Annotated in this window: 7 protein-coding genes and 3 rRNA genes; 8 read left to right on the top strand and 2 right to left on the bottom strand. The window is 66.7% G+C overall.

Annotation, left to right across the window (positions count from 1 at the left end; translation table 11 throughout):
- Positions 1–47: 47 nt before the first annotated feature.
- Positions 48–1,676, bottom strand: coding sequence for an aminotransferase-like domain-containing protein (locus tag KM842_RS07380; protein WP_253206303.1), 1,629 nt, complete (start codon positions 1,674–1,676; stop codon positions 48–50).
- A gap of 57 nt (positions 1,677–1,733) precedes the next feature.
- Between KM842_RS07380 and KM842_RS07375 the strand changes: the two genes are divergently transcribed.
- From KM842_RS07375 to KM842_RS07345, 7 genes are all read left to right on the top strand, one after another.
- Positions 1,734–2,477 (top strand): pyridoxamine 5'-phosphate oxidase family protein, encoded by a 744-nt coding sequence (locus tag KM842_RS07375; protein ID WP_216261800.1) that lies wholly within the window; start codon positions 1,734–1,736, stop codon positions 2,475–2,477.
- A gap of 244 nt (positions 2,478–2,721) precedes the next feature.
- Complete coding sequence (locus KM842_RS07370; protein ID WP_216261799.1) at positions 2,722–3,642, top strand: C40 family peptidase; 921 nt, start codon at positions 2,722–2,724, stop codon at positions 3,640–3,642.
- Between the two features lie 69 nt (positions 3,643–3,711).
- Positions 3,712–4,944, top strand: a complete 1,233-nt coding sequence (rlmN, locus tag KM842_RS07365; RefSeq protein WP_216261798.1) for a dual-specificity RNA methyltransferase RlmN — start codon at positions 3,712–3,714, stop codon at positions 4,942–4,944.
- A gap of 538 nt (positions 4,945–5,482) precedes the next feature.
- Positions 5,483–7,004, top strand: a 16S ribosomal RNA gene (locus KM842_RS07360).
- A 448-nt stretch (positions 7,005–7,452) separates the two neighbouring features.
- Positions 7,453–10,581, top strand: a 23S ribosomal RNA gene (locus KM842_RS07355).
- 143 nt (positions 10,582–10,724) lie between these two features.
- Positions 10,725–10,841, top strand: a 5S ribosomal RNA gene (gene rrf / locus KM842_RS07350).
- Together the 16S, 23S and 5S rRNA genes form the textbook arrangement of a ribosomal RNA operon.
- A 153-nt stretch (positions 10,842–10,994) precedes the next feature.
- Positions 10,995–11,927 carry an NADP-dependent oxidoreductase gene (locus KM842_RS07345; RefSeq protein WP_216261797.1) on the top strand — a complete coding sequence of 311 codons (933 nt, stop codon included), beginning with the start codon at positions 10,995–10,997 and terminating at the stop codon, positions 11,925–11,927.
- Positions 11,928–12,019: 92 nt separating this feature from the next.
- Here the strand turns inward: KM842_RS07345 and KM842_RS07340 are convergent, their stop codons facing one another.
- Positions 12,020–12,802, bottom strand: coding sequence for an SDR family NAD(P)-dependent oxidoreductase (locus KM842_RS07340; protein WP_216261796.1), 783 nt, complete (start codon positions 12,800–12,802; stop codon positions 12,020–12,022).
- A 108-nt stretch (positions 12,803–12,910) separates the two neighbouring features.
- Between KM842_RS07340 and KM842_RS07335 the strand changes: the two genes are divergently transcribed.
- Positions 12,911–13,858 (top strand): AraC family transcriptional regulator, encoded by a 948-nt coding sequence (locus tag KM842_RS07335; protein ID WP_253206301.1) that lies wholly within the window; start codon positions 12,911–12,913, stop codon positions 13,856–13,858.
- Positions 13,859–13,863 lie beyond the last annotated feature (5 nt).

Below are 13,863 nucleotides of genomic sequence, written 5' to 3'. Positions count from 1 at the left end.
GGGGCGCCGTCGACGCCCGTCCGCGGGACGCCGCTGACGACGACGGATCAGCGGCGCACTCGCTCGCGCCCGGGAGCCGGCGGCTGCGGGTCCGCCGCCCGTGCCCCCGCCGCCCGCTCCGTCCGCACCGCCGCGAGCACCACGTCGAGCGCCCGGTCGAGCTCCGGCAGCGTCACCGCGCCGTAGCCGACGACCACTCCGTCGCCGGACCGCCCCCGCTCGACCTCGTAGTCCGCCAGGTCGCTCACGAGGACCCCGCCCGCCTCGGCACGGGCGACCACGGCGGCACCGGTCGCCGGACCCGGCCACGTCAGCACCGCGTGCAGACCGCCGGTGAGGGCCCGTGCCTCCAGACCGGTGTCGGCCAGTCGGCGTGCGATGCGGTCCCGTCGGTGCGCGTAGTCCCGCCGCACCCGGCCCAGGTGCCGCCGGAACGCCCCCGTCCGCAGCAGGTGCGCGACCGCGACCTGCACCGGCTCCGCGACGACGGCACCACGCGCGCGACGGGCGGTGACGACCGCGGCGCCGAGCGGCCCCGGCGGCAGCACGACGTAGGCGCACCGCAACCGCGGGTCCAGCGTCTTCGAGAACCCGCCCAGGTGCACGACCACGCCGGCGGTGTCGAGCGCCGCCAGGGCGGGCACCGGACGGCCGCGGTGACGGAACTCGGAGTCGTAGTCGTCCTCGACGACGACCGTGCCCGTCCGTGCCGCGTGCGCGAGGAGGGCCAGTCGGTGCCCGACGGGCATGACCGAGCCGAGCGGGTACTGGTGCGTGGGTGACACCAGGACCGCGTCCACCGTGGTCGATGCGAGGACGTCGAGGTCGATGCCGTCCGCGGTGACCGGTACGGCGACGAGTTCCGCCCCCGCACTGGTCAGGGCGCGGTGCCCCGACCGGTACCCGGGGTCCTCGACGGCGATCCGCGGGGGCCGTCCGAGCCGGGCGCGCAGGGCCTCGACCAGGAGGGACAGCGCCTCCGAGGTGCCGGCGGCCACGACGACCTCCGACACCGACGGGGTGAAGCCGCGCGCCAGGCCGAGCTGCACGACCACCTGCTCGCGGAGGGCGAGGAGGCCCGTCGGATCGGACAGGCCGTTGCGGAGCGGTGCGCTCGCCGCGGCACGCCAGGCAGCCCGCCAGTCGCGCTCGCTGATCGCGGTGACGGCCGGGATGCCGGGTCGGCAGTCGACGACCGCCCGCTGCACGCCGCCGTCGTGCGCGGGCACGGCACCCGCAGCGGGGGCTGCAGCCGGTGCCCCGGCCCCTGCACCCGGCGCACCGGCCCCTGCACCCGGTCCACCTGCACCGACGCTCCCCGCGCCGTCCCAGCCGCCGCCGACCGCGCCCGCCCCGCTCGCCGAGGCCGAGGCCGAGGCCGAGGCCGAGCCCGAGCCCGAGCCCGAGCCCGAGCTCGCGCCCGCACTCGCCGCGCCCGCCGCTCCGTGCGCGCCCGCCGCTCCCGCGACCACCCGCGCCGCCGCCCCCTGCCGCGTCCGGATGTACCCCTCGCCGTCGAGCTGCTCGTACGCCGCCACGACCGTGCCCCGTGCGACACCGAGCTCGGCCGCGAGAGCCCGCGTCGACGGCAGCGGGTCCTCGGCGCCGAGCGTGCCGTCGTGCACGAGCCCCCGCACCCGGGCGACGACGACGCCCACCTTGCTCGACTGGTCCACCCCGTGCGCCCCGATCTGGTCTACGTACTGATCCAGTGCCGACCCTAGCGTCGGAGCATGCCCACTCCCGACGCCCTCCCGTCCCTCACCGTCCGCCGGATCCGCGAGCGCCAGCAGACCGATCCGCAGGTCCTCCGCCAGGTCCTGGCCGAGGGGGTCGTCGCCCACGTCGGCATGGTCCGCGACGGCTTCCCGGTCGTCCTGCCCTTCCTCTACGGCGTCGGCGACCTCGGCACGGGGCCGGTCCTGCTCCTGCACGGCTCGACCGGAGGCGGCCTGTTCCTCGACGCCGGCGCGGACGGGGTCCCGGTCAGCGCCACGGTCACGCACCTCGACGGTATCGTCTTCGCCCGCTCCACCTTCGACAGCTCGGCGAACTACCGCAGCGCGATGGTCGTCGGCCGCGCCACCGTGGTCCCCGTCGAGCAGCGGGCCGAGGCGCTCCGCCAGGTCGCCGACCACCTCATGCCGGGCCGCCGGAGCGAGGTGCGCGAGATGACGGACAAGGAGGTCCGCGCGACCCAGGTCCTGCAGCTCCCGCTCGACGCCGCGAGCGTCAAGGTGCGCGCGGCCGGCGTCGGCGAGGCATCGGACGACGGTGAGGACCACGCGGTCTGGGCGGGCGTCCTGCCCCTCGCGGTCCGCGCCGGCGACCCGGTCCCCGGCACGCTGTCGGCGGGCGCCGGTACCCGGCCGGATCCGTCGGTGGTCGCGCTCGCGTCGCGCCTGACCGCGCTCGCGACCGACCGGGAGGCCCGCCTCACCACCGCCCCGCCGCCCACGCGGGCCGCGCACGGCTGAGGGCGGCGAACCACGCGCGGTTGGGGGCGACGGGCCGTCCGTCAGGGGCTCCCTGTGCGGCGGAGCAGGGTGTCGGTCGTGGCGGCGTCGAGCGGGATCTGTGACGCACCGCAGGAAGCGGGCCGGGTTCTCCAGGGAGGACCAGGTTCGTGACCAATACGTTATCTGCGCGAGTCACCGGAGTCCGGCCTCGTCGCGCAGGGATCGCGACGGCGCCCCCGGTGGTCCGGACCCGGAAGGAACCATGGGACGCCACGCCCTGTCAGCAGCCGACGACCGCCGACCGACCGACACCCCGGTCCGTCGAGCCGACACCGCACCGGACGCTCCACTCCGGCCGCGGGTCCGTCGTCCGGCAGCGGCACCGCTGGTCGCCCGGTCCACCTACGTCGAGCACCGCAAGCCCGCCCGGGTCATCGCGATGCCCCAGCACCGGGCTGCGCTGGCGACAGCCGCTGGACCGGTCCTCCCCACGGCCGTCCGCACCGGGGGGGCGAAGGACCCCCGGCACGTCCGGCGTACCGCGACCATGCAGCGTGCCGCGCTCCTCATCGCCCCGGCCCTCGCCGTGACGTCCAGCCTGACGCTGTCGATCCCGGCCGAGGCGGCTCCGGTCGACACGGCCACCAGTGCCACGACGACCGCGAGCGCCGGCGGGCAGGCCCAGACCTTCACCGTCGCGCGCGGGGTCCGGGTGCCGGTGACCGACCGAGGCACCACCTCGATCGTGTCGTACCCGACCCTGGTCGTCAGCGGCGGGGCGACGGTCGGGGAGACCCAGGCGGCCCTGTCCGAGGTGCTCTCGGCCGGCGGCGACCGGGCGACGATCGTGCAGACCGCCCTGCAGTACCTCGGCGACCCGTACGTCGAGGGCGGTGCGAGCCACACCGGCATCGACTGCTCCGGCCTGACGATGGTCGCGTACCAGGCCGTCGGCATCCAGCTGGACCACTACGTCCCCACACAGGACGCGGTCGCGACGACGATCCCGGAGTCCGAGGCGAAGGCCGGCGACCTCGTCGTGTACGACAACGGCGACCACGTCGGGCTGTACCTCGGGTACGGACTCGTCCTGCAGGCCCCGCACCCCGGCGAGCCGGTCGACGTCATCCCGATGTTCCCAGCCGCGCACCACTTCGCCCGGCTGCTGCCCGCCGGCTCCTGACCCGACCGGCCACCTGCCGGACCGGCGTGACGGGTCGGAGGGGTTGCGTGCCTCCCGTAAGCTGGAGTGATGGCCATCGACACCCGCACCCCGTTCGAGGAGCAGCGCTCTGCCCGCCCGCAGGTGCGCCCGCGCACCGAGGGCTGGCAGCAGGCGACGGGGACCGACGGTCGGCCGCTGCTGCAGTTCGCGTCGCCGAAGCGGGGCAAGCCGCCGGTGCACCTGGCGGACCTGACGGTCGAGGAGCGCGAGGCCAAGGTGAAGGAACTCGGTCTGCCCGGCTTCCGCGCCAAGCAGCTCGCGACCCACTACTTCACGCACTACACGTCCGACCCGGCGAAGATGACCGACCTGCCGGCTGCCCAGCGCGAGGAACTCGTCGCGGGCATGCTGCCGCCCCTGCTGACCGAGACCCGTCGTCTCGAGACGGACAAGGGCGACACGATCAAGTTCCTCTGGAAGCTGCACGACGGCGCCCTGGTCGAGTCGGTGCTCATGCGGTACCCGGGCCGCATCACGCTCTGCGTCTCGTCCCAGGCCGGCTGCGGGATGAACTGCCCGTTCTGCGCCACGGGCCAGGCGGGCCTGACGCGCAACATGTCGACGGCCGAGATCATCGAGCAGATCGTCCGGGCCAACGCCGCGATCGCCGCCGGTGAGCTGGGCGGCGACCCGCGCAAGGGCGGGCAGGACCGCGTCGACGCCGAGCGGGTGACGAACATCGTGTTCATGGGCATGGGGGAGCCGCTCGCGAACTACAAGCGCGTGATGGACGCCGTGCGGATCATGGTCGCGCCGCAGCCGAACGGGCTCGGCATGAGCGCGCGCGGGATCACGGTGTCGACGGTCGGTCTGGTGCCGGCGATCAACAAGCTCGCCGACGAGGGCATCCCGATCACCTTCGCGCTCTCGCTGCACGCGCCCGACGACGAACTGCGCGACGAGCTCATCCCGGTGAACTCGAAGTGGAAGGCCGACGAAGCGATCGACGCCGCCCACGACTACTACGTCAAGACCGGTCGGCGGGTGTCGATCGAGTACGCGCTCATCAAGGACATGAACGACCACGCCTGGCGTGCCGACCTGCTCGCCGAGAAGCTCAACAAGCGTGGCAAGGGGTGGGTGCACGTCAACCCGATCCCGCTCAACCCGACGCCGGGCTCGGTGTGGACCTCGTCCGAGGAGCACGTGCAGGACGAGTTCGTCCGCCGACTCAACGCTGCCGGCATCCCGACGACCCTCCGCGACACCCGCGGCAAGGAGATCGACGGGGCGTGCGGGCAGTTGGCTGCCGCCGACTGACGATCGATCACGTTCGACGACCGCTCCGGCGGTCGAACGGGAGGCACGGTGCGAGTCCGCACCGTGCCTCCCGTCGTTCCCGGGGCTGGCCCCGCCCGGCAACCGCGGGCAGCACGGGCCTGGCGGGGACGGACCCGGGGAAGGGGCTCCGAGCGCGACACGCCCGGGCGTCGAGCTGGCTTGGCGCTCCCGTTCACCCGTGCGTAAAGTAATCACTCGTTGCCGCTGAGGCGGAGAACGGAACGGCTGAGACGCTGACCGGGATGAGATCCTGGAAGGTTCGAGTCTGGCCCTGTTCTTCCCCGGGCAACGAGCCAGCCTCTCTGTCATGCACCGTGTTCGGTGTGGAGTGGGGAGTGCGTCTGGTCCTTGAGAACTCAACAGCGTGCACATTGTCAATGCCAATTTATTGACCTCGTCGCTCATCGCCTTCGTGGTGGTGGGTGTCGGAGACAATTCCTTTTGGATTGAAGATTGTCAGTAGACAGTCAACAGTCAAGATCAACTCGCTGACGCTTTCGGGTGTTGGTTGTAATTTTTTACGGAGAGTTTGATCCTGGCTCAGGACGAACGCTGGCGGCGTGCTTAACACATGCAAGTCGAACGATGATGCCCAGCTTGCTGGGTTGATTAGTGGCGAACGGGTGAGTAACACGTGAGTAACCTGCCCCTGACTCTGGGATAAGCGTTGGAAACGACGTCTAATACTGGATATGATCACTGGTCGCATGGCCTGGTGGTGGAAAGATTTTTTGGTTGGGGATGGACTCGCGGCCTATCAGCTTGTTGGTGAGGTAATGGCTCACCAAGGCGACGACGGGTAGCCGGCCTGAGAGGGTGACCGGCCACACTGGGACTGAGACACGGCCCAGACTCCTACGGGAGGCAGCAGTGGGGAATATTGCACAATGGGCGAAAGCCTGATGCAGCAACGCCGCGTGAGGGATGACGGCCTTCGGGTTGTAAACCTCTTTTAGTAGGGAAGAAGCGAAAGTGACGGTACCTGCAGAAAAAGCACCGGCTAACTACGTGCCAGCAGCCGCGGTAATACGTAGGGTGCAAGCGTTGTCCGGAATTATTGGGCGTAAAGAGCTCGTAGGCGGTTTGTCGCGTCTGCTGTGAAATCCCGAGGCTCAACCTCGGGCTTGCAGTGGGTACGGGCAGACTAGAGTGCGGTAGGGGAGATTGGAATTCCTGGTGTAGCGGTGGAATGCGCAGATATCAGGAGGAACACCGATGGCGAAGGCAGATCTCTGGGCCGTAACTGACGCTGAGGAGCGAAAGCATGGGGAGCGAACAGGATTAGATACCCTGGTAGTCCATGCCGTAAACGTTGGGCGCTAGATGTAGGGACCTTTCCACGGTTTCTGTGTCGTAGCTAACGCATTAAGCGCCCCGCCTGGGGAGTACGGCCGCAAGGCTAAAACTCAAAGGAATTGACGGGGGCCCGCACAAGCGGCGGAGCATGCGGATTAATTCGATGCAACGCGAAGAACCTTACCAAGGCTTGACATACACCGGAAACGGCCAGAGATGGTCGCCCCCTTGTGGTCGGTGTACAGGTGGTGCATGGTTGTCGTCAGCTCGTGTCGTGAGATGTTGGGTTAAGTCCCGCAACGAGCGCAACCCTCGTTCTATGTTGCCAGCGGGTTATGCCGGGGACTCATAGGAGACTGCCGGGGTCAACTCGGAGGAAGGTGGGGATGACGTCAAATCATCATGCCCCTTATGTCTTGGGCTTCACGCATGCTACAATGGCCGGTACAAAGGGCTGCGATACCGTAAGGTGGAGCGAATCCCAAAAAGCCGGTCTCAGTTCGGATTGAGGTCTGCAACTCGACCTCATGAAGTCGGAGTCGCTAGTAATCGCAGATCAGCAACGCTGCGGTGAATACGTTCCCGGGCCTTGTACACACCGCCCGTCAAGTCATGAAAGTCGGTAACACCCGAAGCCGGTGGCCTAACCCTTGTGGAAGGAGCCGTCGAAGGTGGGATCGGTGATTAGGACTAAGTCGTAACAAGGTAGCCGTACCGGAAGGTGCGGCTGGATCACCTCCTTTCTAAGGAGCATCTGGTTCCAGGTTGTGTTCGTTTGAGCATGGTTTGGGGTCCAGGCGCCCGATTCGGACCGAACGTGTCCGACGGGTAGCTCATGGGTGGAACATTGACAGTGCAGTCGGGAGCGCGTCTCCCGGTCTCAGTACGCTCTGCTTGCAGGGTTGGAACGGGTCGGGTGGGAGCGGGTCGGCTGGTGCACGTTGTTGGGTCCTGAGGGACCAGGCTTCCTGCCAGGGTGTGTCTTCGGATGTGCTGGTGGTGGGGGTTGGGCCTGCGGGTCCTTCGTTGGGCTGCATGAAGCGAACCTGTTGGGTTCGGGGAGTGTGGTGCCGATCGTATGTTGAGAACTACACAGTGGACGCGAGCATCTTTAGATTCGCGTCATCAGCATGGGCTGCTCCTTGTGGGTGGTGTTGTGTTGTGGCGTTGGATCGCAATTTTAATCTTTGTGGTCAAGTTTCTAAGAGCAAACGGTGGATGCCTTGGCATCTGGAGCCGAAGAAGGACGTAGAAATCTGCGATAAGCCTCGGGGAGCTGATAATCGAGCTGTGATCCGAGGATTTCCGAATGGGGAAACCCCGCCAGGCGACTTGTCGACCTGGTGACTCCCGCCTGAATATATAGGGCGGGTAGAGGGAACGTGGGGAAGTGAAACATCTCAGTACCCACAGGAAGAGAAAACAACATGTGATTCCGTGAGTAGTGGCGAGCGAAAACGGATGAGGCTAAACCGATCATGTGTGATAGCCGGCGGGCGTTGCATGGTCGGGGTTGTGGGACACGTCACTCAGTTCTGCCGGACTGGGACGGTTACAGCGCATCATAGTCGAACCGGTTTGAAAGCCGGGCCGTAGTGGGTGCCAGCCCCGTAGACGAAATGGTGTTATGGCCGGATGTGTATCCCAAGTAGCACGGGGCCCGAGAAATCCCGTGTGAATCTGTCAGGACCACCTGATAAGCCTAAATACTCCCAGATGACCGATAGCGGACAAGTACCGTGAGGGAAAGGTGAAAAGTACCCCGGGAGGGGAGTGAAATAGTACCTGAAACCGTTTGCTTACAAACCGTCGGAGCCTCCTTTGTAGGGGTGACGGCGTGCCTTTTGAAGAATGAGCCTGCGAGTTAGCGATATGTGGCGAGGTTAACCCGTGTGGGGTAGCCGTAGCGAAAGCGAGTCTGAATAGGGCGATTCAGTCGCATGTCCTAGACCCGAAGCGAAGTGATCTATCCATGGCCAGGTTGAAGCGACGGTAAGACGTCGTGGAGGACCGAACCCACTTCAGTTGAAAATGGAGGGGATGAGCTGTGGATAGGGGTGAAAGGCCAATCAAACTTCGTGATAGCTGGTTCTCTCCGAAATGCATTTAGGTGCAGCGTTGCGTGTTTCTCGCCGGAGGTAGAGCTACTGGATGGCCGATGGGCCTCAACAGGTTACTGACGTCAGCCAAACTCCGAATGCCGGTGAGTGAGAGCGCAGCAGTGAGACGGTGGGGGATAAGCTTCATCGTCGAGAGGGAAACAACCCAGACTACCAACTAAGGCCCCTAAGCGTGTGCTAAGTGGGAAAGGATGTGGAGTTGCACAGACAACCAGGAGGTTGGCTTAGAAGCAGCCACCCTTGAAAGAGTGCGTAATAGCTCACTGGTCAAGTGATTCCGCGCCGACAATGTAACGGGGCTCAAGCACACCGCCGAAGTTGTAGATTTCGCACACTCGACAAGCCTTCGTGGTTCAGTCGTGCGGAGTGGTAGGAGAGCGTCGTGTGGCGAGTGAAGCGGCGGAGTGATCCAGCCGTGGACGCTACACGAGTGAGAATGCAGGCATGAGTAGCGAAAGACGGGTGAGAAACCCGTCCTCCGAAAGACCAAGGGTTCCAGGGCCAGGTTAATCCGCCCTGGGTAAGTCGGGACCTAAGGCGAGGCCGACAGGCGTAGTCGATGGACAACGGGTTGATATTCCCGTACCGGCGAACAACCGCCCAAGCTAATCCAGTGGTGCTAAGAGTCCTAACCCGGCACATCCGGATCCCTTCGGGGTGATGGTGGCCGGTCTAACGCTCGACCCCATGCTGGTGCGGTTAGCGTATGAACAGGTGTGACGCAGGAAGGTAGCTGAGCCAGGCGATGGTATCCGTAAGGTGAACCTGGTGTAAGGATGTAGGGCTGACGATAGGCAAATCCGTCGTCTGTGTGCCTGAGATCCGACGCGTACCCGTAAGGGGAAATCAGTGATCCTATGCTGCCGAGAAAAGCATCGACGCGAGGTTGCAGCCGCCCGTACCCGAAACCGACTCAGGTGGTCAGGTAGAGAATACCAAGGAGATCGAGATAATCGTGGTTAAGGAACTCGGCAAAATGCCCCCGTAACTTCGGGAGAAGGGGGGCCGGACACGTGACCGGATTCACTCCGTGAGCGTTGAAGGCCGCAGAGACCAGTGGGAAGCGACTGTTTACTAAAAACACAGGTCCGTGCGAAGTCGCAAGACGATGTATACGGACTGACGCCTGCCCGGTGCTGGAAGGTTAAGAGGAAGGGTCAGCCTCACGGCGAAGCTCTGAATTTAAGCCCCAGTAAACGGCGGTGGTAACTATAACCATCCTAAGGTAGCGAAATTCCTTGTCGGGTAAGTTCCGACCTGCACGAATGGCGTAACGACTTCCCAGCTGTCTCAACCGCGAACTCGGCGAAATTGCACTACGAGTAAAGATGCTCGTTACGCGCAGCAGGACGGAAAGACCCCGTGACCTTTACTACAGTTTGGTATTGGTGTTCGGAGTGGCTTGTGTAGGATAGGTGGGAGACTGTGAAGCGGGCACGCTAGTGTTCGTGGAGTCGTTGTTGAAATACCACTCTGGTCACTTTGGATGTCTAACGTAGGACCCTGATCGGGTTCATGGACAGTGCCTGATGGGTAGTTTAACTGGGGCGGTTGCCTCCCAAAGAGTAACGGAGGCGCCCAAAGGTTCCCTCAACCTGGTTGGCAATCAGGTGGCGAGTGTAAGTGCACAAGGGAGCTTGACTGTGAGACTGACAGGTCGAGCAGGGACGAAAGTCGGGACTAGTGATCCGGCAGTGGCTTGTGGAAGCGCTGTCGCTCAACGGATAAAAGGTACCTCGGGGATAACAGGCTGATCTTGCCCAAGAGTCCATATCGACGGCATGGTTTGGCACCTCGATGTCGGCTCGTCGCATCCTGGGGCTGGAGTAGGTCCCAAGGGTTGGGCTGTTCGCCCATTAAAGCGGTACGCGAGCTGGGTTTAGAACGTCGTGAGACAGTTCGGTCCCTATCCGCTGCGCGCGTTGGAAATTTGAGAAGATCTATCCCTAGTACGAGAGGACCGGGATGGACGAACCTCTGGTGTGTCAGTTGTTCTGCCAAGGGCACCGCTGATTAGCTACGTTCGGACCGGATAACCGCTGAAAGCATCTAAGCGGGAAGCCGTCTTCGAGATGAGATTTCCATGCACCTTGAGTGTGAGAGGCTCCCAGCAGACTACTGGGTTGATAGGCCGGATGTGGAAGCGGGGACTAACGACCCGTGGAGCTGACCGGTACTAATAAGCCGAAGACTTGACACACACTTTTTTCCCAACACCTTTCGGGGTGTTGGGGCTCGCGTCCACTTTGTGGTTCCCGACAGATGATCGGGAACAACTGAAACTGAACACCGCGCATGCGCGGAACACGTTTCAACGCTTCCCTAGAGGAGTGTCGAAATTGTTCCGGTGGTCATAGCGAGAGGGAAACGCCCGGTCACATTCCGAACCCGGAAGCTAAGCCTCTCAGCGCCGATGGTACTGCAAGGGGGACCTTGTGGGAGAGTAGGACGCCGCCGGACTTACCTTGAACAGAAGAGCCCCTGGTCAGGGGAGCAGCAATGCTCCCTTCGACCAGGGGCTCTTCTGCATTCCCAGGACGATCGCAGTCCGCCTCGACGACGAGGTACACGCTGGCTGGACGACGGCTGTCGTACTGCGCGTAGACCGGGTGCATGAAGGTCGTCGGAGTCGAAACGTTCGGAGGGCCTGCAGCCCTCGCTGTCCACGAAGTCCCGGAGGTCCACGCCGGCGCTGGTTCGGTACGCATCGCCGTCCGTGCGTTCGCGGTGAACCCGACCGACACCGGTGTCCGTGCCGGTGAGCGGGACAGTTCGGCCGCCCGGTCGCCCTACGTCCCCGGGATGGACGCCGCGGGCGTCATCGACGAGGTGGGACCGGACGTCGAGGGCTGGCCGATCGGTGACGAGGTGATGGCCATGGCGCTCCCGTTGACCGGGCACGGGGGAGCGTACGTCGAGTACCTCGTCGCGCCGGTCGGGTCGTTCACGCGGATCCCGCGCGACACCACGATCGAGGAAGCGTCCACGGTGCCGATGAACGGTCTGACGGCGATCCAGATGCTCGAGCTCGCCGGGCTCGAACGCGGGCAGACCCTGGCCGTGACCGGTGCGGCCGGACTGCTCGGCAACTACGTCGTGCAGTTCGCGAAGGCAGCGGGACTCACGGTGGTCGCCGACAGTTCGGAGCAGGACGAGCCGCTCGTCCGGTCGCTCGGGCCGGACCACGTCGTGCGGCGCGGGGACGGGTTCACCGATGCGGTTCGGGCGATCGTCCCCGAGGGCGCAGACGCCCTCTTCGACTGCGCTGTGCAGCGGGACGTCGTCGTGCCGGCACTCCGGGACGGCGGCGTCTTCGTCGACGTCCGTGGGTGGGAGGGCAACGGCGCTGCCGGCATCCGCTTCGAGCGCGTCTTCGTGTTCAGCGAGTACCGCTCCTTCGACAAGCTCGAGCGGCTGCGCCAGGCGGTCGAGGGCGGCACGATCGTGCCCCGTGTCGCCGAGGTGCTGCCGGCAGCGCGTGCGACCGAGGCTCACGAACGCCTCGAGGCCGGTGGGACGCGCGGGCGCTTCGTCCTGACCTGGTGACCACACGATGACGGGAGGCCCGACACCAGCTGGTGTCGGGCCTCCCGTCCGTCCAGGCCCTCCGGTCGGCCTGCGGCCGCCCGGAGCACGCATCAGCTGAGGCGGGTGGCCGCGATGCCGCCGTCGACGTCGAGGGTCGCGCCGTGGACGAACGCCGCCTCGTCGGAGACGAGCCACCGGACGGCGCGGGCGACGTCCACCGGGCGGACCGGGACGCCGGCCGGGGTGCCGGCGGTCATCGCCGCGAGCGCGTCGGCGGAGTCCGCGTTACCGGGCGTCGAGGTCGCACCCGGGGACACCGTGTTGACGCGGACACCGGCGGGCCCGAACTCGGCGGCCCAGGCGCGGGTGAGCTGCTCGACCGCGGCCTTCGTGGCGGGGTAAAGGGCAGCGACGGGGACGCCGACACGTGCCATCCACGAGCCGATGTTCACGACCGCACCCGCACCGCGGTCGGCCATCGCCGGAGCGAGTGCCCCGACGAGCAGGTGGGGTGCGCGGACGTTGACGGCCCACAGTGCGTCGGCGTCGGCGTCGGTCAGGGTGGCGGTCGGGCCGATTGGGTACACACCGGCGTTGTTGACGAGGACGTCCACGTGGCCGCCGAGGAGGCTCGTGGCCCGCGCCCCCAGGGCGCGCACCTCGTCGGGGTGGCTGGCCAGGTCGACGACGGCTCCCTCTGCAGAGCCGCCGGCTTCGCGGATCGCCGTCACGACGGCCTCGGTCCGGACGGCGTCACGGCCGGTGACGACGACGACGGCGCCGGCAGCGGCGAGTTCGTGGGCGATGGCCTCACCGATGCCGCTCGACGCCCCGGTGACGAGGGCCGTGCGTCCGGCGAGGGTGGTGGTCGCGGTGGTGGTGTTCGTGGTCATGCTCCGATGCTCGCGCCCGCCGGGTGCTCCACCCTTGCCCGGACCGGCCGACTCCTTGCCGGATCCGGTGGCGCTCCGACGGCGCGCTCGTGGCGGTACCGTGGCGCCATGGACGAGCAGGTCGCGCAGGCGCTGGACCGTGCAGCGGCGACGGCCCTGGTGCACGCCGAGCGGATGCCGTCGGTGCCCCGCGGTGCGTGGGCGGACGGTGGGCTGCTGCCGGTGAGCGGGGCGACCGGACGTGCCGCAGCGCTCCAGATGCGGGTGTCCCAGGTAAGGGCGCCGACGCCGATCGGGTACCAGCGGTACGTGCCCTCGCTGTCGGTCGTGCTCGTCGGCCGCAAGCGCTCCGTCGTCGGGGACGACGACCAGCAGTGGGGACGCGAACACTTCCTCATCACGCCCGTCGACCTGCCCGTGGTCGCCGGCGTGACCGAGGTCGAGGGGGACCGCGGCTTCGTCTCGGTCGTCTGGCGGCTCGACCCGGTGGTCGTCGGCGAGGTCGTGGCGTCCATGTCGCGCTCGACCGCCCCGCTCGTGGAGCCCCCTCGCCTCGGCACGTGGACGGCGCCGCTGGCCGACGCGTTCGCCCGGCTCGTCGGACTCCTGTCGGCGCCGGAGGACGTGCCGGTGCTGTTCCCGCTCGTCTCCCGGGAGGTCGTGCTGCGGCTGCTGCAGACCGAGCAGGCGCCACGGATCCTGGCCGCGCTCGACGGCGACTCGGTCGTCGCACGGGCCACGGCGCTGCTCAACGGACGGCTCGACGAGGCGTGGTCGATGGAGCGGTTGGCCGCGGTGCTGACGACGAGCGCCTCGACGCTGTTCACCCGGTTCAAGCAGGCGACGGGGATGTCGCCGGCGCAGTACCTCAAGCGCGCCCGGCTCGGCGAGGCACGGCGGCGCATGGTCGTGCTCGGCGAGACCGCGGCACGAGCGGCGACGGCCGTCGGGTACCGGAGTGCGTCGCACTTCTCGCGGGACTACCGGGAGGCGTACGGGCTGCCGCCGGCGGAGGACGCCGCCGGGGCACGTGAGGCGTTCGCGGTCGCGGGTTGACGCCC

Origin of the sequence: Curtobacterium sp. L6-1, from assembly GCF_018885305.1 — a bacterium.
Classification (GTDB): domain Bacteria; phylum Actinomycetota; class Actinomycetes; order Actinomycetales; family Microbacteriaceae; genus Curtobacterium; species Curtobacterium aetherium.
The sequence above is the reverse complement of the archived record's forward strand: the minus strand, read 5'-3'. Positions and strand labels throughout refer to the sequence as shown.

Excerpts from the sequence above, each read along its gene's own strand:
- KM842_RS07335 (WP_253206301.1), top strand. The coding sequence starts at position 12,911 with ATGGACGAGCAGGTCGCGCAGGCGCTGGACCGTGCAGCGGCGACGGCC.
- rlmN (WP_216261798.1), top strand. The coding sequence starts at position 3,712 with ATGGCCATCGACACCCGCACCCCGTTCGAGGAGCAGCGCTCTGCCCGC.
- KM842_RS07375 (WP_216261800.1), top strand. The coding sequence starts at position 1,734 with ATGCCCACTCCCGACGCCCTCCCGTCCCTCACCGTCCGCCGGATCCGC.
- KM842_RS07340 (WP_216261796.1), bottom strand. The coding sequence starts at position 12,802 with ATGACCACGAACACCACCACCGCGACCACCACCCTCGCCGGACGCACG.
- KM842_RS07370 (WP_216261799.1), top strand. The coding sequence starts at position 2,722 with ATGGGACGCCACGCCCTGTCAGCAGCCGACGACCGCCGACCGACCGAC.
- KM842_RS07345 (WP_216261797.1), top strand. The coding sequence starts at position 10,995 with ATGAAGGTCGTCGGAGTCGAAACGTTCGGAGGGCCTGCAGCCCTCGCT.